This window comes from Dactylosporangium sp. CA-139066, from assembly GCF_050936175.1.
Classification (GTDB): domain Bacteria; phylum Actinomycetota; class Actinomycetes; order Mycobacteriales; family Micromonosporaceae; genus Dactylosporangium.
Map to the genome: position 1 here is coordinate 4621576 of NZ_JBNJNH010000001.1, position 20472 is coordinate 4642047.

The window sequence follows — 20472 nt, forward strand, 5'->3', positions numbered from 1 at the left end:
GATGCAGGGCCTCGGCTAGTCTTTGTCCGTGCGCTACCGCTTCGGTGGACTGGAGCTCGACACCGATGCGTTCGAGCTGCGTTCTGCTGGCCGGACGGTGGAGGTCGAGCCGCAGGTCTTCGACATTCTTGCCCATCTCCTGGCGCACCGGAGCCGGGTGGTGTCGAAGGAGGAGTTGTTCACTGCGGTCTGGGGCGACCGGTTCGTCTCCGAGTCGGCGCTGACGACGCGGATCAAGCAGGCGCGTCGGGCGGTCGGCGACAGTGGCCAGGCTCAGCGGCTCATCAAGACCGTGCACGGCCGAGGCTATCGGTTCGTCGCCGAGGTTTCGGTGGAGGACGAGGCGACGGCACCGGTGCCTGAGCCTGCGCCGGACGGCGAGGTGTATCCGGTCCCGCCGACCCACTATGTCGTCAACGACGGTGCCTCGATCGCGTACCAGTGCTTCGGCGACGGCCCGAATCTCGTGCTCATTCTGGGCTTCGCCACCAACATCGAGGTGCAGTGGGAACATCCGGCGATCGCCCGGTTCCTGCGCGGCCTGGGGAGGTTCTGCCGGGTGGCTCTGCTGGACAAGCGGGGTACGGGGCTGTCGGACCGGCTCGGCCGGGACGAGGCGCCGCCGCTGGATCAGCGGGCCGACGATGTGCGGGCAGTGATGGATGCGGTCGGCATGGACCGGGCCAGCGTCTTCGGGTCCTCAGAGGGCGGTTCGCTGTCGGTGCTGCTGGCCGCGGCCTGCCCGGAGCGGGTCGAGCGCCTCGTCCTGCACGGGACGTGGGCCCGGCACCAGTGGGTCGGCCAGCCCGACCGCCCCGAGTTCGCGGCGGTGGAGCGGCGCTGGGGCAGCGGCCGGATCTATGCCTGGCTCGCCTCGTCGATGGGTGCCACAGCGGCCGGCCGCCGCTTCCTGGGCCGGCTGGAACGACAAGGTGCGACGCCCGGTACTGCGCGGCGGCTGGTGGAGCTGATGAGCGCGATCGACGTGACGCCCCTGCTGCCGAGCATCCACGTTCCCGCGTTGGTGGTCCACCGCAGCGAGGACGCAATCTACGGCATCGAGCATGCGCACGCCGTGGTCCGCGGGATCCCCGACGCTGAGCTCGTCGAGCTTCCCGGTAGCGATCACTTCCTGTTCAGCGGCGACACCGGACCGATCCTGGCCGCGGTGGAGCGGTTCGTCAGCGGCTCGGCGGCGCCGCCGGCGGAGGATCGCTTCCTGGCGACGGTGGTGTTCATCGTGGTTGCGGAGTCCGGCGCGTTCGCCCCGATCCCGGACGATCAGATTGCCGTGGTGCGGCAAGGGGTTCAACAGCACCGGGGCGCGCTGATCAGTATCACCGCGGACGGCCTGCTGTGTACGTTCGACGGCCCCGGCCGCGGGGTCCGGGCCGCGTGCGAGCTGCGCAGCGCGTTCGCGCCGCTCGGCGCCACGGTCCGCATCGGGGTGCATACTGCCGAAGTCGAGCGTCGCGGCGACCAGCTGTCCGGGATGGCGGTCAGCGTCGCCAGTGGCCTGGCCCGAGCGGCCGAGCCTGGTTCGGTGCTGGTCTCGCGCACGGTTACCGAGCTCGTCGCCGGCTGGGGTCTGGCGTTCGCCGCGCATGGCGGCCCGCTCATCGCCGGCCTGCCGGTGTTCGAGGTCGTTGTCTGACGCCCGATCTCCAGAACTTCGTCAGCTCGTCTCCAAGCTTCACGCCCCGCTCAGCCCGATCGTGGTGGCATGAAGGTTGTCCGCAGTACCCACGACGTGATTGTCGTCGGCGCCCGCGTCGCCGGCTCGGCGCTGGCCGGCCTGCTCGGACGGCTCGGCCACGATGTGGCGGTCGTGGACCGGGCCGACCTGCCCAGCGACACGGTGTCCACCCACCAGATCTCCCGTACCGGGATGGTCGCGCTGCGTCGGTGGGACCTGTTGGACGACGTGCGGACGAGCGGCGCTCCCGAGCTGCGCGAAGTCACGTTCCACCGGGCTGAGGGTTCGGTCACCCGGCCGGTGCGGCCGTCGCAGCAGGTCGAGTACTTTCTCGCGCCTCGCCGATTCGTCCTCGACACCCTCTTGGCCGAGGCGGCGGTGCGGTCCGGAGCACAGCTGCGCACCGGCCTGAATGTGGTCGGGGTGCGGCGCGACCGCATCGGCCGGGTCACCGGGGTGTTCGGGCACGACCGGGCCGGCCGCGACGTCGAGCTGAGCGCCCGGTTCGTGGTGGGTGCCGACGGCCTGCACTCGCGGGTCGCCCGCTGCGTCGATGCCGAACTGGTCGACCGCCGCCCTGACGGGGGTTCGGCCCGTTACACCTACTATGCCGGCCTGCCATGGGCCGGTATCGAGTTCTACGTGACGCACGGCGCACTCGCCGGCATCTTTCCCACCCACGACGGCGAGGCGTGCGTCTGGATCTGCACGCCGGCCCTCTCCGGCCGCCGCGACTTCGACGCCGATCTGCAGCGGTTCGCCCCGAGCCTCGCGAGCCGGCTGCGTGGCGGCCGGCGTACCGCGCCGGTCAGCGGCATGCGCAGATCGCCGAACCACGTGCGCCGGGCCGGCGGACCGGGATGGGCGCTCGTCGGCGACGCCGGGTTCCATCGCGACCCGATCAGCGCGCATGGCATCAGCGACGCGTTCCGCGACGCCGAGCTGCTCGCCGCCGGCCTGGACGCCGCCCTGCGTGGGCGGGACGACGAGGCGGCCGCGCTGGGCGCATACCAACAGCACCGGGACGCTGCCCTGGCGGACATCTTCGACCTCACCTGCGCCCTCGGCGCCTACCCGCCCGTGGCCGATTTCGTCGGCCTGATGGGCCGGCTCGGCCGGGCCATCGATGGGGAGGCAGCCGCCCTGAACGCCCTGCCGATTCGCACCCTGGCCTGACCGGGCCAGCGGCACCCACCAAAGGAGACAACCATGACCCCAACCGTCAACAACAGCGTGCGGAACGGAGTCGACACCGCGGCCCTGTTTGCCACCCTCGACGCGGTGAAGGCGGCGCCGCAGGCGGCGTCCTTCCAGTTCCGGGCCAGCAACGAGTGGCTCAACGGCACCCACAGCCGCAGCACGATCCACGGCTACTTCGGCGTCGGCGAGGAGCGCACCCACGAGCGCGCATTCGAGGCCGACGCCGATCACCCAACGGTGCTGGTCGGCCAGGACAACGCGCCGACCCCGGTGGAGTATCTGCTGCACGCTCTCGCCGCCTGCCTCACCGCGGGCCTGGTCAACATCGCGGCGGCACGGGGCGTGCGGCTCACCGAGGTACGGTCCATTGTGGCCGGCGACATCGACCTCAACGGAATCCTCGGCCTGGATCCCGCCGTCCGCAACGGCTTCGAGAAGATCTCGGTCCGGTTCACCATCAAGGGCGACGCACCGGCTGATGTGCTCCGGGCGGTCCTCGAGCAGTCCCGGGCCCGGTCCGCCGTGTTCGACATGCTCACCAACCACGTTCCGGTCGACGTCGAGGTCGAGACGGCGTGACGTCGCGCTTCGTCCGGTCACCGGCCCAGGCCGATGACCGGACGGCCGCGTCGGGTCATGCCGAGCGTGAGCGCCGTTCAGGGCTGCACCGAGAGCCAGAACGACGAAGGACGCAGGCGGTCGCCCAGGCCGAGGCCCGCCCACAGGTCGTCGAACAGGCCGCCCAGCGCGGGGTCGTCGGCGATGTACGCGTTGGGCAGCTCCACCACGTACCGCCCCCGATCGGCCAGCAGGAACGCCGCCAGCAGGTACTGCTCGGAGTAGGCCCGCCAGCGCCACTCCGGCGGATAGTCGCTCGGCAGCAGGATGTCGTGGATGTGCACCAGCACGCCCGGCCGTAGCCGGGGGAGCACCTCGAAGAAGAACACCGTGACGTCGGAGCCCATGAACGCCCGGTGCGAGCCGTCGAAGAAGACGATGTCGCCGGCTTCCAGCTCGTCGAAGCGGCTCAGATCGGTGTGCTCCAGCGGTTCGCGGATCACGGTGTCGCACAGCGCGTCGATCTCGGCTCGCGGCGACGGGTCGATCGAGGTGATCGTGGTGCGCAGGCCGTGGTCGGCGATGGCTCGGCGGGCGAACTTCGTCGAGTTGCCCGAGCCGATCTCCAGGTACCGGCGCGGATTGGTCTCCGCCAGGAATCCGGTGAGCGCCAGCGCGTCGAGCGGCGGCAGCCAGCCGTTGCCCCAGTACGGCGTGGGGTCGGTCAGCTCGGCCTGCAACGGGATCGCCCGGAAGGCGTCCAGGTGGGCGCGGAAGGCGGACAGGTGCGCGCGGTACCGGTCCTTACCCTCGGCGAAGCGGGCGGCGAGCTGCGGGTGGACCGGCCGCCCGTACCCGTAGCGAGGCTGCGGATCGCCGAGGTGGTCGACGAACATCGGGCGGCGCAGCCCGAACGCGGACAGCACCGCGCCGTGCAGGACCGGGTGGCGGTCGAGGTAGCGCACCGGCCAGCGCAGGAGCGGCAGCGCGCTGAGCAGTTCGAGGCCGGACGCGGTGCTGACGGCGGTCCGGACCCGCCGCCCCCAGCGGCGGACACCGGGCCGAGCGGAGGACGTGGAAGGCACCGAGAGGGAGGTCACGACGGAATCCTTTCGAGGGCGAGCGGGGCGGGAACCCGGGCCGGGCGGCGCAACACGCCCAGCGCGGCCAGGACGACCAACGTGGAAACCGCGTCCACGACGGTGATGAGGATCCGGCTCAGCGCCACCACGGTGACCAGTGCCGGGCCGGTGAGCAGGGTGGCCAGGGTGAGCCCGAGCACCAGTTCGCGCACGCCGAGGCCGGACGGGAGCACCAGCGCCACCACGCCGGCGACCACCGAGAGGGCGAAGCCGCCGATGCCGACGGTGAGCGTGGCGATCGGGTCCGCGCCGAGCGCGACGGCCAGGACGGCCACGTGGGTACCGCTGATGAGCCACCCCAGCGCCATCAGGGCGGTGGCCTTGCTCAGCGCGGCGCGTCCCGGCAGTTCCAGCGTGGTGCTGCGGCGCAGCAGCCGGGCGCCGAGGGTCAGCGGCGCGCGGAGCGTTCCGGGGGCCAGGACGGGCACCGCGGCGGCGGCGAGCACCGGCAGCAGCAGCCACCACAGCGGACTGACCGCCACCAGCGCGGGCAGGGCGAGCAGCCCGACCAGCAGCCCGGCCACCACCGCGAGCCCCTGACTGGCCAGGAAGGCGGCGGCCAGCCGGGCGGGCGGCTCCCCGAGGGAGGCGGCCATGCTCGCGTGCGCCACGGCCGGCCAGACCCCGCCGGGTATGTAGCGGGCGAGCCCGCCCACGAAGTACACCCGCAATGCCTCACGGGTCGGCAGCCGGGTGCCCAGGCCGGCCAGCAGGACCCGCCAGCCGAACATGCCGGGCAGCCCGCCGACGCCGGCGAGGACCGCCGCGAGCAGCGCGTTGCCCAGCCCGACCGTCCGGACGCTGTCGACCATGCCGTGCCGCGCCCGCCACAGCTGGCTGCCGAGGAACAGTACGACCAGCACGTACGCGAGGACGCGCAGCACCGTGAAGATCCGTCGTCTCATCGTGTCCTCCGCACGGTCAGCTCGATGCGCTGCAGGCTGTGGTCCGACATGCCGCGCGGGTCGACGAACTCGTACCGCTGCACCGCGATTGGGTCGGACGTGAACGCCCAGTCGAGGCGCCACAGGTCGACCGGCCAGTACGAGCGCCACGACGCCGGGTACAGGGACCGATCGGCGCTCGCCGCGTCATGCAGCGAGCCGGTCAGCCACCGGATGTCGCCCATCGCCGGGCTGGTGTTGAAGTCCCCGGCGACGAGGACCGGGTTGCGGTTGCCGCGCACGTCGCTCTGCAGGGCGGTGTACTGCCGGTGCCGCGCCGCATCGCGCAGGCGCAGCTGCCGGTAGAAGCCCGGCGACAGCGGGCTCACCAGATCCAGCTGGATCGGCATGTGCACGTTGTAGACCGACAGGGTCTCGCCGCCCGCCATGACGTCCACTCGCAGCGACTTGACCTGCTCGTACACCTGCCGCCAGCTGCTGGCGGGAGCCGGCTCGGCGGGCAGCGCGACGACGCGCCGGACCGGCAGCCGGGTGAGCGTCAGCAGCTCGCCGCGCTCGATCGCGGTGTAGCCGGGGAAGTCGCCGGGGTGCAGGCCGTTCTCCTCGTACTCCTGCAGCAGGTACACATCGGCGTCCTGGGCGCGCAGGAAGGCGAGGAACCGCGCCGGGTCGTCCCAGTCGTCCCACACCTCCGTGTTCCACGCCACGACCTTGAGGTGTGTGCCGGCCACGTCCCCGGGCGACGGCAGCAGCGCCGCCGGGTTGAAGCCGGCCTGCGCCCCGCCGACCGCAAGGCCGGCCAGCGCGATCAGCAGCGGCCGGCGGCCGAGGCGGAGCAGGGCGGCGCCGACGGTGAGCACGGCCGGTACCACGGCGAAGGCCAGCGGCGGCAGGAGATCCGGCACGAGCCACAACCACCAGCGACCGCTCAGCACCACGTTGAGCCCGGCGAAGACCAGCCAGGCGACGCCGGACGCCACGCCGGCGCGCCGCGCGATGTGCCCGATGCGGACCCGCACCGGCCGGTCGGCCACGGTGGGCGCCGGGGTGAGGGTCGCGGTCATGCCGCGAGCCGGGTGTACAGGCGGCGGAAACGCGCGGAGCCGGCCCACTGCGTGAGGCCGACGGCGATCCCGGCCGCGGTGGTGAGGTTGACCAGGTAGTGCAGCGCCACCACGGCGACGGCGAAGCCCGCTCCCCGATGGCGCCGGGCGGCGCGGAAGAACCGGCGCTCGCCGAGGTACCAGGCGGCGAAGCACGCCAGCGGGACCAGCGCACCGATCGGGCCGAGCAGCGCGGGCGCCGGCGCGGTGGCCAGGGCGAGCGCCGCGGCGAGGCAGCCGCCGGACTGCTGGCTGGTCGCCACCTGAGCGACCCGGCTGCGGTCGAGGAAGAACGGGATGTGCAGCCGGGTGCGGTGGAAGACCTTGCGCAGTACCACCCGCAGCGTCGGATCGTTGTCGTGCTTGCCGCGCACCGCCGTGCTGAGCAGCATCCGGTGCCGCGCACCGAGCCGCCGGCCGAAGTCGGCGCCCTCCGTCTCGCGCAGGTGCGGCAGGAACCCGCCCAGCTCGGCGTACACGATCGCGGGGATGGCCATGATGGCGGTCGGCACGAAGTCGTGCAGCTCGCCGGCCGCCGCCTCCAGCCAGTAGTACTGGTGGAAGTTGCGGTAGCGCTCGACCACCCCGTTGACGATGAGCGGTTCCGGCTCGTAGGTGCCGGCGACCACGCCGACGGTGGGATCGGCCTGCAGCGCGGCGACCGCGTTGGCCACCGCGTCCGGGTGCATGGCCACGTCCGAGTCGACGAAGACCAGGATCGCGCCCGACGCCTCGGCCGCGCCGAGGTTGCGGGCGACCGCGACCCCGCCGTTGACGCCGGTGGACACCACCCGCGCACCGAGGGCCCGCGCGACCGCGACCGAGTCGTCCGTACTGCAGTCGTCGACGACCAGGATCTCCAGCGGCCGGTACGTCTGCCGTTGCGCGGCCTGAACGCACAGGCCGATCGTGTCGCCGTAGTTGTAGTTCGGGATGATCACGGAGACCAGGGGAGTGCTCATGATGTCGCACCGATCGTGAAGCGGCGGCTCGGGCCGAAGGTCGGGTCGGTGAGGATGCGCAGCAGGCCGCGGGCGCAGCCGGCCAGCAGCGCGATGTGCAGGAGCAGGTTGACGCCGGTGAAGTACGCCAGGTAGGCCGGGCCCTTACGGCGGACCACGAATCGGGCCAGCGGCGGGTCGGCCACCGCGAAGGCGGCCAGCAGCGCGCCGGGCACGGCCAGCAGCGCCGGGTCGAGCAGGCCCAGCGGCAACGTCGCCAGCATGAGCGCCGCAACGGCCACGCCGGTGGTGCGGTTGACGGCCAGCCCGCCGCGGCGCATCCGGTTGCGGGCCGAGAAGGGCATCAGCTGCGCCCGCCGGTACTGCTCGTGCAGCGCGTCCGGCAGCCGGTCGACCTCGTCGTGGTAGCCGACCATCGTGTCGGTGAGCCGGATCTGGTAGCGGGTGCGCAGCCGTTCGCTGTACTCGTCGTCCTCCGCGCTGCGCAACCGCTCGTCGAACCCGCCGATCTCGTCGAAGACCCGGCGCGGCATCGCGGCCAGCGCGAACACCGCGGTCTCGGTCCGCCCGACCTGCCGGGTCAGCGCGAAGTGGAGGTGCAGCACCCGGTGGCGCTCCACCGGGCCGTCGTCGATGAGCGGCTCCGGCGCGTACACACCGAAGACGCAGCCGCAGCCCGGCTCCTCGGCCAGGATCCGAACGGCCTGCTCGATCGCGTCCGGGGCCAGGGCGACATCGGAGTCCACGAAGAAGACGGCGTCGCCGCGGCTGGCCGCCACCCCGGTGTTGCGGGCGGCCGACACGCCCCGGTTGACCGCGTGCCGCACCACCCTCACCCCGGCCGCTTCCGCGATCCGGACCGAGTCATCGGTGCTGCAGTCGTCGACCACGATCACCTCGAGCGGCTGGTGGGTCTGCCGCTGGATCGAGCGCAGGCACGCGCCCAGGGTCTTGCCGTAGTTGTGATTGGGAATGACCACCGAGACGTTCATCAGGACTGTCCTTTCAGGGCGATCCGCACCTGTTGCGCCCGGTGATCGGAGAGCCCGTCCGTAGCCACCAGCCGGTAGTCGCCGGCGACCAGCCCGGCCGTGGTAAAGGTCCAGTCGAGCCGCCACAGCGGCAGGCCGGCCGGCCACGACCCGGGGTACAGTGCGGTGTTGGCGTCGTGGAGGGTCGCGCGCAGCGCATCGATGTCGCCCATCGCCGGGCTGGTGTTGAAGTCCCCGGCAATGATCGCGGGACGGGTGTTGGCGGCGAGGTCGGACTCCAGCCCGTCGATCTGGCGGCGCCGCCGCTCGTCACGCTCCTGGATCAGGGTGAAGAACCGCCGGCTCACCGCGAGGTCGATCTGGACCGGCAGGTGCACGTTGTAGGCCGAGACGATGTGCCCGTCGACGTCGAGGTCGCTGCGCAGCACCTTGGCCGCGACGAACACCTGGTCGAAGCCGGCCGTGCGGCCGGTCAGGTCGCGATCCGGGCCGACCGGCGGCCGGGCCACGATCGGAAACCGGCTGAGCGTCAACAGCTCACCGCGGCTGGCGATCGAGTAGCCGGGGAACGCGGCCCGCAGCGCCGCCTCGTCGTCCACCTGCCGGGCGCCGTCCAGTCCGGCCGCCTCGTCCCAGTGCAGGTACTCCTGCAGCAGGTAGACGTCGGCGTGCTGCGCCTGCAGGAACGCGTAGAACCGGTCCCGCCCCACGTTCTGGCCCCAGTACTCCGTGTTCCACGCGAACACCTGCAGCCCCCGGCCGGCGCCGGGCACTCCACCGTGGACACCGAGGCCGTTGTACGGCCAGCCGAGCACACCGGCCGCGATGGTCCCCGCCAGCACCAGCCGGGTGGCGTTGGCCGGCACCCGGCGGCCGGACAGGCGCGCGGCCGGCAGCGCGGCGACCAGCAGGACCGGCACGACCAGGAACGTCAGCGGCGGCATCAGGTCGGGCAGCAGCCAGAGCCACCAGCGGCCGGTGAGCAGCCACTGCAGGCCCACGAAGGACAGCCAGGCTCCGGTGGCGGCGACCAGGACCCAGGTGGCCCGGCACCACCGGCTCATGCCGCGGCCACCGGGATCGGTCGCGGCTGCGGAGCGAAGTCGTACAGCCCGCGGAACTCCCGCGACGCGAGCCACTGCAGCGCCCCGAAGCCCGCGCCGGCCATGATGGCCACGTTCTGCAGCACCTGCAGGCCGGTGAAGAACAGGCCGAAGCCGATTCCCCGGCGGCGGAACACGAACCGGTACATCGCGGCGTCGCACCCGATCGACACGGCGAGCAGCGCGGCCGGCACCAGCGCGAAGAGCGCACCGGCCAGGACCAACGGGAGGCTCAGGACCGCGGCGGTCGCGGCGACGCTGCCGAAGATGCGGGCCGAGGTCTCGAAGCCCTTGGCGAACTTGCGCCGCTTGGTATAGAGCGGCACCCGCAGCCGGGCGCGGCGGAACAGCTTGCGCAGCAACGGCCACAGCCGGGGTTCGTCGCGGTGCCGGCCGGACAGCGCCGAGGTGAGCCACACCTGGTAGCGGGTGGACAGCCGCTGGCCGTACTCGACCTCTTCGGTCTCGCGCAGCCGCGGGTCGAACGGGCCCATCTCGGCGAAGACCTCGGCGCGCATCGCGCAGATCGCGCTGAACAGGAACGACACCACGCCCTCGGAGCTGATCCGCCAGTAGTGCGCCTGCAGGCACCGGCACTCCTGCAGCAGGCTGTCGCGCTTGAGCGGGGTGTCGTCGAGCATGCCGCAGACCGCACCCACCTCGGGCCGGGCGTCCAGCAGCGCCGTGGCCCGCTCGATCACGGTCGCCGCCAGTTCGACGTCCGAGTCGAGGAAGAGCAGCACGTCGCCGGACGCGAGCTGCGCGCCGAGGTTGCGGGCCGCCGCCGGTCCGCTGTTGACGGGGGTACTGACGACCCGGACCCCGGCGGCCCTGGCGATCGCCACGGAGTCGTCGGTGCTGCAGTCGTCGACGAACAGGATCTCCAGCGGCGGCACGGTCTGCGCACGGACGGCCGCGATGGTGCGCTCGAGCGAGTCGGCGTGGTTGTAGTTGGGCATGATGACCGAGACCCGGGGTACGGACACGGTGTCTTCTCCTTGGTCGATGACGGCTGGCTAGCTGAGCAGGGACTGGAGCCGGTGGGCGAGCGCCGGGTCGCGCGACAGGACCAGCGCGGTGACGAACAGCAGGCCCCATACCAGGCCGGTACCGACGATCGCGCGGTCGCGGAGCAGGACGAGGACGGGGTCGCCGACACCGCGCAGAAGCACCGCCTGGATGTACCGGGCGAGCGCGAAGAGCGCCAGCGGCACCGAGGCCAGCATCGCCGGCTCCGCGAACGCGCCGAGCTGCGCGTCGCCCCGCAGGTACAGCAGGAACGCCACGGCGGTGAGGACGGCGGTCAGCTGGATCAGGTGGTCGGTGAGCTCGACGGTGTAGCCGCGCAGGGCGGGCCGGTGCGCGCTGCCGCCGACCGACAGCTCCTGACGCCGCTTGCCGAGGACCAGCAGCAGGCACAGCGAGAAGACCGCCACGAGCAGCCAGGTGGCCACGCGCGCACCGACGGCGAGGTGGCCTTCCAGCACCCGCAGCACGAACCCGGCGGCGACGCAGCCCGCGTCCACCAGCGGTATGTGCTTAAGGACCCGGCAGTACAGGACGTTGAGCAGCAGATAGGCCAGGATCGGGCCGGGCGGCACGGCCGGGACGGCGATGAGCAGCAGGGCGAGCAGCCCCAGGACGCCGGCCGCGACCATCACGGCGACGGGGCCGGAGACCCGGCCGGACGCGATGGGCCGCAGCCGCTTCACCGCGTGCAGCCGGTCGCGGCCGCGGTCGGCGAGGTCGTTGCCGAAGTACACGGCGATCGAGGCGAGGGTGAACGCCACCGTGGCCAGGAGGATGTGGCTGGTGGTGGCCGCCGAGACCGCGGGCACGGCGAGCAGGGCCGCCGGGACCACCAGGACGTTCTTGGCCCAGTGGGCCGGGCGGGCGACCCGGATGAGGTCGAGCAGCAGCGGGGTGGGCAGGGCGGCGGTTGTTGGGGGCCGTTCCAGAGTCGTCATCGCGGTTCCCGTCTCAGAAGAACACCTTGGCGGCGGCGAGAGCCCCCTGCTTCCAGGGCTCCCGGCTGGTGACCCCGTTCCCGGACGGCGAGCCGCGCTGCTCGCGCCACCAGTCGAACGTGGCCAGAATCGTGTCCCGGTTGGACCGCGTGGGCGCGTAGCCGAGCCGGTCCTGGGCCTTGGCAATGCTCACGTAGGAGTCGGCGAGGAGCTTGTGCAGCAGCCGCCCGTACACCGGGGACAGCCGGACGCGCTGCAGCAGCGACAGGACCGCCACGGCCGGGCGAGCCGGCACCGCGACGACGTGCCTGCCGTGTCCGGCGGCGTCGAGCACCGCCTGGAAGTCCTCGCGGATCGTGCCGAAATCGGCGGCGGCGATGTTATAGGTGTCGATCGCGACGTCCGGCGGTGCGGCGAGGGCGGTCTCGATCGCGGTGACCAGGTCTTCGACGGCCAGCATCTGCACCCGCACGTCGCCGCGGCCGAGGACCGGGAAGTTCCGGCCCTCCTCGGCCCACTCGAACAGCATCGCGAACAGCCCCATCCGGCCCGGCCCGAGGAACGTCTTGGGCCGCAGCGTGGTGAGGCACATCCCGTCGGCGCGGGCCTTGTCCGCCACGACCTCGGCGTCGGCCTTGGCCTCGCTGTAGGCGTCGACCGGCTCGCGCGGGTACTCCTCGGTGGTCGGCACGACCTTCGGCAGGCCGTAGACCGCGGTCGAACTGATCTGCACCACGCGCGGCACGTCGCACTCGCCCGCGGCGTCGAGCACGCTGCGGGTACCGTCGACGATGACCGATCGGATCACGTCGGCCGGGTAGCTGGGCAGCGCCGAGGCGCAGTGCACGACCGCGGCCGCGCCGGTGAACGCCTGGCGCATGGCGGCGGGGTCGCGGATGTCGGCCTTGACGTGCTCCAGGCGGGGGTGCGCCGGCACGGCGCTGCCGCGCCGGTCGATTCCGCGGACCCGCCGGCCCGTCGCGAGCAGCCGCTCGACCAGGTGCGTGCCGAGCATGCCGGCCGCGCCGGTCACCACGACGGTCATCGCCCGGTCACCTTCTCCCGGACGAACGAGGTGAGCAGGCGGGGCAGGCCGCGGCTGAGCGTGGCGTCGAGGCTGTCCAGGAAGTGCTCCACCTCGTCGTCGGAGACGACCAGGCTGGGCGCGACCATGAGCGGGTTCTCGACGTTCGGGCTGTAGTAGGTGACGATCCCGTGCTCGCGGAACAGGTGGGAGATCACCGACAGCGTGATGAGCTTGGTCTTGAACCGCGGGTCGTGCGCGAACCCGGGCACCAGCTTGCCGGCCAGGGCCAGGACTTTCGGGCCGCCGTCGAGGAAGACGCCCCACAGCGCCCCGGCGCCCTTGACCTCGCGGACGACGTCCGGGTGGGCCTTGGCGATGCGCTGCAGCTCGGGGCCGAGCATCGCTTCCAGCCGCCGGGCGCGGGCCGGGTAGTCGTCCTCGACCACGACGTTGACCGCCTCGATCGCGGTGACGGTCTCCTCACCGAAGCCGTAGTACGTGGTGCTGTGCAGGATCACGTCGGCCAGCCGGTCGTACGCCTTGCGGAACACCGGCTCCCGGGCGGTGTAGCCGGAGATCGACGCCTTGCCGCCGCCGAGCGACTTCGAGTACGTGAGAATGTCCGGTACCAGGCCGGCGTGCCGCATGAAGTAGAACAGGCTGCCGGTCTTGCCCCAGCCGGTGTAGATCTCGTCGAAGATCAGGATGATGTCGTTGCGGTCGCAGAGTGCCCGCACGGCCCGCAGGTCGGCCTCGGACCAGTGACGCAGGCTGGAGGCGCTGAACGGCTCCAGCATGATGGCGTAGACGTCGCAGCCGCCGTCCGGGCGCCGGGCCGCCTCGACCGCCGCGGTGAGGCCGGCCAGATCGGCGTACGGGTAGACGCCGATGTTCGGCAGGCCCGGGAAGGCGAACGCGTTCTCGGTCGAGCCGGTCAGGCTGCCCGCGCCCAGGGTCTTGCCGTGGAAGCTGATGTCGGCCCGCAGGATCGTGCCGCGGCTGCCGCCGTGGTACTTGTACGCCATCTTGATGGCGCCCTCGTTCGCCTCGGCGCCGGAGTTGGGGAAGTACGAGATGTTCAGGTCGCCGGGCAGCAGCGCGGCCACGTTGTGGCTCAACGCGGCCAGGTAGGGCGAGAAGAACGCCTTGTGGACCTCCATCCGGCCCTGCTCGCCGTAGCGCTGCCGGGCCCGCAGGATGCGGGGGTGGTTGTGGCCGTGGTTGAGCACGCCGACGCCGCCGGTGAAGTCGAGCACGCGCCGGCCGTCACGCAGCCAGATCGACGCGCCCTCGGCCCGCTCGACCAGCTCCCGGCCGAAGCCGAACGTGGTCATCAGCGAGACCTGACTGCGGCTGACGTAGCGGCGGTACAGCTCGTGCACCTCTTTGGCGGACAGCTGCTCCGCGCGGTCGAGGCTGATCATTTCTTGGTCCATGTGCCGCCCCTGTTCGAAGTACCGATCGGAAAAGGCTGGCCGCAGTGCAACGTGGTGACCTATCCGGCGGGCATCCGGCGGCTATGCGGGGGCCGGGCGCAGCCGGTCGCCAGGTCCACGACGATGAGGCGGGGCCCGTGCAGCCGGCGGACCAGGGCGGCGAGCAGCACGGCCCGCGGCTCGGCGGCGGTGAGCAGCACGTCGGCGGCGGTCCGCAGCGGTTCGGGCAGGCACCGTTCGCCGAGGTTCAGCACAACCGCGCCCGCGGCAAGCCAGCCGGCCCGTAGCGGTGCCGCGTGCGCGGCGTCGACCGGGAGCACGAGATCGGCGCCGCGTACCGCATCACGGGCGTGCCGGTCGATACACAGCTGGACGCCGTGGCGGCCCACCGGCTCGACCAGCCGGTCCCACAACTCGTCGGCGGCCCGGTCGTCGGGGTCGAAGAGCGCGACCTGGCTGACCGTGGGCAGCAGCTCGGGCAGCAGCGCCAGGTATTCGCCGGCGAGCGCGCCGGCGCCCAGCAGGCCGACGGTGAGCACCCCGCGGTTGACCAGCGCGCCGGCGACCGTCAGCCCCAGGCGCGCGGTGCGGTGCGTGGGTGCGTCCCGGTGAACCACAAACGCAGACCGTGCCGCGACACGCTATCGGCCCGCTATCCGCGCGGCATGCACCGGCCCGAATTGGCGGACGAATAGTTCATCGAAATGCGGCGCTGTTGTCGTGGTCCCAGCCGGTACCACACGGGTATCGGGCAATCGGAAGGGACACCACGATGACGCGCAAGCTCGACAGCAACTGGGGCAGCCCCTTCATGCCGGCAGGGTCAGCTCGCTGATGCGTTGCCGGAGCCCGCGAACCTCCGCGGTGTCGTCGTCACGATCGGCATCGCCCAGCAGGGCTCCCGCGCCCAGCGCGGCACGCATGGCGCCGTGCGTGTCGCCGAGGCGCAACCGCAACTCTCCCAGCACGACCAGCGCCTTGGCCTGCTGCACGGTCGCCCCGATCGCGCCGAACGTGCGCGCCGCGCCACCGAGCCACTCGTCCGCCCGCGCCGGTTCATCCCGATCGATGTCCAGCATGCCGAACGCCTGGCGGGCGTGCGCCTCCACCAGCCGGTCCCCGAGCTCCTCGGCCAGCTGCAACACCTGCGACAAGGCGGTCTCCGCCGCCCCGGGCCGCCCCTCGCGGTGCCGGACCCGGCCGAGGCCCAGCAGCGCGTACGCCTCACCGAGCCGGTCGCCGTGGTCCCGGGCCAGCCGCAGGACCTGATGGAACGCCTCCGCACCACGATCCAGCTCGTCCCGCCGCAGGTACACCTCGCCGAGCCGGAACAGGATCTGCCCCTCGACCCGGCGGCTGCCGGCGATCTGGGTGATCACCAGCGCGTCGTCGAGCATCTTCTGCGCCTGGTTCACGTCGCCCGCGTCCAGCCGGAGCGCGGCCAGGCTGGACAGCACATGCGCCACCGCGATCTGGTCGCCGGCCTCACGCAGGATCGGCAGCGCCTGCTCGTACCCGAGACGGGCCAGATCCGGCCGTCCGGCGATCCGGTCGAGGAACGCGAGGTTGCGCAGGACCAGCCCACGCCCGTGCTGATCGCCGCAGGCGGTGAAGCCGTCGAGGGCCTGGCGCAGCCGGTCGCGCGCGTCGGCGTGGCACTGCTCGACGATGTGCAGCGCACCCAGCGAGTACTGCATGGCGGCGATGCCCCGCCGGTTGTCCACCTGCCTGACCAGCGCGAGCGCCAGCTCGGCCGACTCCCGCCAGTCCACCAGGTAACTGCGCGCCTCGAACAGCGTGACCAGCGTCAGCGCGAGGTCCCAGGCCAGCTCGTCCCAGCGGTTGCGCACCGCCTGGCGCAGCGCGGCCGTGAGGGCCTGCCGCTCGGCCTCCAGCCAGCTGAGCGGCTGTTCCAGCAGGCCGGCGGTCGCGCTCTTCGGCAGAGCCCAGCGGGGTTCGGTCCCGTGCAGGATGGTGTACTGCCCGCCGTACTCGAGGCGGTGCGCCTCCTCGGCCAGGTACAGCCAGCCGGCGAGGGCCCGCCGGACCGCGGCGGCCCGCTGGCCCTCCGGCTCCTCGGCCTGGGCCCGCTCCCGCGCGAACACCCGCACCAGGTCCAGCAGCCGGAACCGGACCGGCCCGTCGGCCGTCTCGGCGAGCACCGAGAGCAGGTGCGCCCCGACCAGGTCGTCGATCAGGTCCTCGGCGTCGTCCAAGGCCACGTCGAGCAGCGCGGCGGCGGCCCACGAGCTGAACTCGGGCGCGTCGAGGCAGGCCAGCAGCCGCAGCAGTCGCTTGGCGTCGGGGCCGAGGCCCGAGTAGCTCACCGCGATGCTGGCCCGTACGCCGAGCGCGCCGTGCTCCAGCTCGTCGAGGCGGCGGGTCTCGTCGCGCATCCGGCCGATCAGCCGGCTGGGCTTCCAGTGCGGGCGGGAGGCGAGCCTGGCCCCGGCGATCCGCAGCGCGAGCGGCAGCCCGCCGCAGAGCGAGGCCAGCTCGGTCAGGGCCGGGTCGTCGCGGCTGGCCCGGGCCGCCCCGACCACCGCCGCGAGCAGGTCGACCGACGGCTCGGGCGGCAGCACGTCGAGCGACACGTGCGCGGCGCCGGGCAGTGCGGTCAGCCGGTGCCGGCTGGTCACGATGACGGCGGCCGGTTCGTTGCCGGGTAACAGCGGCAGTACCTGCGTCTCGTCGACGGCGCTGTCGAGCAGGATGAGCATCCGCCGGTCCGAGATCAGGTCGCGGTAGACCTCGCCGAGGGCGTCGACGCCGCCCGGTATGGCCAGCCCGTTGACGCCGAACGCGCGCAGGAACCGCCCGAGGATCTCCACCGGCTGGACGGGCCCGGTGCCGTCGGACAGGTTCGCGTACAGCGTGCCGTCGGCGAACGCGTCGCGGAGGCTGTGCGCGACGTGCAGCGCAAGGGCGGACTTGCCGACCCCGCCGGGGCCGGAGATGGCCACGATCGCCGGTTGCCGGGTCGCGCTGCGGCCGGTTGCGCCGGTGACCGCCGAGGTGACCCGGGCCACCTCGGCGCCGCGCCCGGTGAAATCCGCGGTGTCCAGCGGCAGCAGGTTGGGCGGTACCGGACGGGACCGTGCCGCCCGTGGCGCATCGTCGGCGGCCGGCTCCGGCGACCGGCTCGGCGCTCCCGGACGCGGCCGTGCCGGCCTTGCCGGATGCTCGGCCGACGGCACGGGCACCTCGGCCCGTTCACGAGGTGGCTCCGATGCGGCCGGTCCCTCCGGGGCCCCGGCGAGCACCAGCTGTTCGATGCGGCGTAACTCCGCCCCCGGTTCGAGGCCGAGCTCGTCGACCAGGACGGTACGGGCCTGCCGGTACACGTCCAGGGCTTTGGCTCGTCGGCCGCAGCGGTGCAGCGCGGTCATCAGCGCGCCGTAGAACCACTCGTGCAGTGGGTGCTGGAGGATGAGCTCGCCCAGCTCCCCGACCAGCTCGGCATGCCGGCCGATCTGCAACTCGACGTCGATGCGCCGCTCCAGCACGGCGAGGCGCCGCTCTTCGAGGTGCAGGGCGCTGGCCTCCAGGATCGGGCCGGTCAGCCCGGCGAGCGGCGGGCCGCGCCACAGCTCCAGCGCGGAGCGGAACAGACCGGCGGCCTCGTGCAGCGCACCGTCGGCGGCCAGCCTGGTCGCCTGCGCCGCCCGCTCCTCGAACTGCCGCGCATCGAGCCGCGCACCGGTGAGCATCAGCGCGTAGCCGGGCGGGCGGGTTTCGATGACCACCTGGGGGCCGGCCGACGCCTCGGCGGCGAACACCCGCCGGAGGGTGGAGACGCAGATCTGGACCTGCGAGCGCGCGGTGGCGGGCGGGTTCTCGCCCCAGAGCGCCTCGATCAACCGGTCCGTCGGGACGATCCGGCCCGCTTCGAGGCATAATACGGCCAGCGCCGCGTGGGTCCGGGGCCCGCCGAGCTGGATCGATCGGCCGTCCACGGAGACTTCGACCGGCCCAAGGATGCCGATGTCCATGCCGCTCCGCTCTCCGCCGCCCTCTCCGGCCGCAGCCGAGGACAAAGATCCACGACGGTGAATATAGCGTAGCAGCGGACATGATCCCCTGGCCATGCGGAGTAATCGGCCACTGTCGCCCCAGTCGGGCGGAACCGGTCAACACGCAGACCAACGGGCGCGAGCAGCTTCCGGGGCGGGCGGCGGCCCGTAGGCCGCCGCCCGGTTCGTCAGCTCAGTGCGAATTTCTGTGCTGCGGTGCCGTTGCAGTCCCAGATCTGTAGCCGGGTGCCGTTGCCGGTTGCGCCGCTGGGTGAGTCGAGGCAGCGGCCGGACTGGGGATTTTTCAGGGAGCCGTCGGCTTGTTGGACCCAGTTTTGGCCGCCGACGCCGTTGCAGTCCCAGAGTTCGACTTGAGTGCCCTGTGCGGTGCCGTTGCCGATGATGTCCAGACACCGGCCCAACGTGCGCAACGAACCGTTCGCGTTGTGGTACCAGTGCTGGTCGACGGCGTAGGACTGGCAGTCCCAGAGTTGGACTGCGGTGCCGTTGCTGCCGTTGTCGTCGCCGGCGACGTCGACGCATTTGCCGGCGGGTCCGAGGATGGTGCCGCCGCCGTTTGCGGCGAATTTCTGTGCTGCGGTGCCGTTGCAGTCCCAGATTTGCAGTCGGGTGCCGTTGGCGGTGGCGCCGCTGGGTGAGTCGAGGCAGCGGCCGGACTGCGGGTTGCGCAGCGACCCGTCGGCCTGCTGCACCCACTTTTGGCCGCCGACGCCGTTGCAGTCCCAGAGTTCGACCTGGGTGCCGTTGGCGGTGCCGTTGCCGTTGATGTCGAGGCATCGGCCCAGGGTGCTCAGGGAGTTGTCGGCGTTGTGGGTCCAGTGCTGGTCCACGGCGTAGGACTGGCAGTCCCACAGCTGGACCGCGGTACCGTTGCCGCCCGTGTCGTCACCCGCGACGTCGACACACTTACCACCCGGGCCCGTGATCGTGCCCGCGGTCGGTGGGGCGCTCGTGGTACCTCCGCCCGACGTGTAGGCCGTGACGTAGTCGACGAGCATCGGCTGGCCGGAGATGGTGGAGCCGTTGGGTCCGCCGCCGAACGCGTCGGGGAAGCCGCCGCCGATGGCCACGTTCAGGATGATGAAGAACCCGTGGTGGGTGGCGTTGTTCCAGGTGGTGGCGTCGACCTGGTTGGCGTTGACGGTGAAGAAGTTGTTGCCGTCGAGGTACCAGCGGATCTGCTCGGGTGAGGTGCTGCGGTCCTGTTCGACGGCGTAGGTGTGGAAGCCGGTCTGGCAGCCGCTGCAGGCGCGTTCGCCGCTGCCGATGCCGGTGGTTTCGTTGCAGGGTCCGCCGGGTGAGGTGCCGCAGTGCAGGGTGCCGAATTCGGAGCTGCGGCCGTTGATGTCTTCCATGATGTCGATCTCGCCGATGCCGGGCCAGCCGGAGGCGCCGGTGCCGCGGGCGGCGGCGCCGAGGGCCCAGAACGCGGGCCAGTATCCGGCGCCGTTTCCGGTGTTGACGTTGGGTTGTTGCAGGCGGGCTTCCAGGCGCAGTTTGCCGCCGGCGGGGGCGGTGAGGTCGGTGCGCTGGGTTTCGATGCGGCCGCTGGTCCAGTTGCCGGCGCCGTCGCGGATGGGTTTGATGGCGAGGTTGCCGGCGCCGTCCTGGTAGACGTTGGCGGTGCTGTTGGTCATGTTTTCGATTTCGCCGGTGCCCCAGTTGCCGGCGCCGCCGGGGTAGCCGTGGCCGAGGTCGTAGAGCCAGTTGCCGGTGTTGACGCCGGTGCCGGCGGCGCCGTTGAAGTCGTCGGCGAAGATCTGGGTCCATCCGGCGGGCGTGGCCGGCACGGAGGCTCCGGCGTCGGGCAGTACGGCAACGGAGGCGGCGATGACGACGACACCGCCGGCCGCGGCCAGCAGCGCGGTCCGCGCCCGGCCTCGCAGCCATGTGGGTTTGTGTTCTTTTTCCACAGCGTTTGTGCCCCTTCTCAAGCGTGGGCGGGGGAGGTGGGACATGCCTGTTCAACCCCCACGTGGCGGACGTGAGAGCGCTCTCAGCATGGTCGCTGACTGCAAAGAAAGTTGTCAATAGTGAACCACTGACGGAACATCAATGTTCGAACATGTTGCCTTGCCGCGGATGGGACGGACTTGGCGACCGGCTCAGCCGCTCGGCTGGAGGACAACCTGGTGCACCGCGCTGACCGTCGTGAGCAGATCCGCCTGACGGAAGCGATCAGGGCGGCGCTGGCCGCGTACGCCGAAGACAAGGACCCGGTGCACCTGATCGGCGATCGGCTGCCGGGCGGCCGCGGTGCCCAGCATCCTCGAACGCCTGGAGCTGCGCGGCCTCGTCACCCGCGAGCCAGGCACGGACGAGGATCTCGTCGCACTGACCGCGGATG

17 protein-coding genes are annotated in these 20472 nt (G+C 72.1%); 3 read left to right on the forward strand and 14 right to left on the reverse strand.

What is annotated here, in order from left to right; genetic code table 11:
- Positions 1 to 28: 28 nt before the first annotated feature.
- From ACQEVU_RS21075 to ACQEVU_RS21085, 3 genes are all read left to right on the forward strand, one after another.
- Positions 29 to 1654 carry an alpha/beta fold hydrolase gene (locus ACQEVU_RS21075; protein ID WP_433326029.1) on the forward strand — a complete coding sequence of 542 codons (1626 nt, stop codon included), beginning with the start codon at positions 29 to 31 and terminating at the stop codon, positions 1652 to 1654.
- 69 nt (positions 1655 to 1723) lie between these two features.
- On the forward strand, positions 1724 to 2872 hold the full coding sequence (locus ACQEVU_RS21080; RefSeq protein ID WP_433326031.1) for an NAD(P)/FAD-dependent oxidoreductase: 1149 nt from the start codon (positions 1724 to 1726) through the stop codon (positions 2870 to 2872).
- Between the two features lie 33 nt (positions 2873 to 2905).
- Complete coding sequence (locus ACQEVU_RS21085) at positions 2906 to 3475, forward strand: OsmC family protein (RefSeq protein ID WP_433326033.1); 570 nt, start codon at positions 2906 to 2908, stop codon at positions 3473 to 3475.
- Positions 3476 to 3552: 77 nt separating this feature from the next.
- Here the strand turns inward: ACQEVU_RS21085 and ACQEVU_RS21090 are convergent, their stop codons facing one another.
- The 14 genes from ACQEVU_RS21090 to ACQEVU_RS21155 form a co-directional block, all read right to left on the reverse strand.
- Entirely contained in the window at positions 3553 to 4554 is a 1002-nt protein-coding gene (locus tag ACQEVU_RS21090) for a class I SAM-dependent methyltransferase (RefSeq protein WP_433326035.1), read from the reverse strand.
- Positions 4551 to 5501 carry a hypothetical protein gene (locus tag ACQEVU_RS21095; RefSeq protein WP_433326037.1) on the reverse strand — a complete coding sequence of 317 codons (951 nt, stop codon included), beginning with the start codon at positions 5499 to 5501 and terminating at the stop codon, positions 4551 to 4553. Before ACQEVU_RS21095 ends, ACQEVU_RS21090 begins: the two co-directional genes overlap by 4 nt.
- Positions 5498 to 6565, reverse strand: a complete 1068-nt coding sequence (locus ACQEVU_RS21100) for an endonuclease/exonuclease/phosphatase family protein (RefSeq protein WP_433326039.1) — start codon at positions 6563 to 6565, stop codon at positions 5498 to 5500. The genes ACQEVU_RS21095 and ACQEVU_RS21100 overlap by 4 nt, the downstream gene beginning before the upstream one ends.
- The gene (locus ACQEVU_RS21105) at positions 6562 to 7566 is read right to left on the reverse strand and encodes a glycosyltransferase family 2 protein (protein ID WP_433326041.1); all 1005 of its coding nucleotides are present in this window, start codon (positions 7564 to 7566) and stop codon (positions 6562 to 6564) included. Before ACQEVU_RS21105 ends, ACQEVU_RS21100 begins: the two co-directional genes overlap by 4 nt.
- Positions 7563 to 8558 (reverse strand): glycosyltransferase family 2 protein, encoded by a 996-nt coding sequence (locus tag ACQEVU_RS21110; RefSeq protein ID WP_433326043.1) that lies wholly within the window; start codon positions 8556 to 8558, stop codon positions 7563 to 7565. Before ACQEVU_RS21110 ends, ACQEVU_RS21105 begins: the two co-directional genes overlap by 4 nt.
- The gene (locus ACQEVU_RS21115) at positions 8558 to 9622 is read right to left on the reverse strand and encodes an endonuclease/exonuclease/phosphatase family protein (protein ID WP_433326045.1); all 1065 of its coding nucleotides are present in this window, start codon (positions 9620 to 9622) and stop codon (positions 8558 to 8560) included. Before ACQEVU_RS21115 ends, ACQEVU_RS21110 begins: the two co-directional genes overlap by 1 nt.
- On the reverse strand, positions 9619 to 10647 hold the full coding sequence (locus tag ACQEVU_RS21120; RefSeq protein WP_433326047.1) for a glycosyltransferase family 2 protein: 1029 nt from the start codon (positions 10645 to 10647) through the stop codon (positions 9619 to 9621). The genes ACQEVU_RS21115 and ACQEVU_RS21120 overlap by 4 nt, the downstream gene beginning before the upstream one ends.
- Positions 10648 to 10677: 30 nt before the next feature.
- A complete protein-coding gene (locus tag ACQEVU_RS21125; RefSeq protein ID WP_433326049.1) occupies positions 10678 to 11628 on the reverse strand; it encodes a UbiA prenyltransferase family protein in 951 nt (316 codons plus the stop codon).
- Between the two features lie 13 nt (positions 11629 to 11641).
- Complete coding sequence (locus ACQEVU_RS21130) at positions 11642 to 12673, reverse strand: NAD-dependent epimerase/dehydratase family protein (protein ID WP_433326051.1); 1032 nt, start codon at positions 12671 to 12673, stop codon at positions 11642 to 11644.
- A complete protein-coding gene (locus ACQEVU_RS21135; RefSeq protein WP_433335015.1) occupies positions 12670 to 13989 on the reverse strand; it encodes an aspartate aminotransferase family protein in 1320 nt (439 codons plus the stop codon). Before ACQEVU_RS21135 ends, ACQEVU_RS21130 begins: the two co-directional genes overlap by 4 nt.
- Before the next feature lie 161 nt (positions 13990 to 14150).
- Positions 14151 to 14708, reverse strand: a complete 558-nt coding sequence (locus tag ACQEVU_RS21140) for a hypothetical protein (RefSeq protein ID WP_433326053.1) — start codon at positions 14706 to 14708, stop codon at positions 14151 to 14153.
- Positions 14709 to 14900: 192 nt separating this feature from the next.
- Positions 14901 to 18083: an AfsR/SARP family transcriptional regulator gene (locus ACQEVU_RS21145; RefSeq protein WP_433326055.1), complete on the reverse strand. Its 3183-nt coding sequence runs from the start codon at positions 18081 to 18083 to the stop codon at positions 14901 to 14903.
- Positions 18084 to 18292: 209 nt separating this feature from the next.
- Entirely contained in the window at positions 18293 to 20038 is a 1746-nt protein-coding gene (locus ACQEVU_RS21150; RefSeq protein ID WP_433326057.1) for a ricin-type beta-trefoil lectin domain protein, read from the reverse strand.
- Positions 20039 to 20230: 192 nt separating this feature from the next.
- Positions 20231 to 20392 carry a hypothetical protein gene (locus ACQEVU_RS21155; protein ID WP_433326059.1) on the reverse strand — a complete coding sequence of 54 codons (162 nt, stop codon included), beginning with the start codon at positions 20390 to 20392 and terminating at the stop codon, positions 20231 to 20233.
- Positions 20393 to 20472 lie beyond the last annotated feature (80 nt).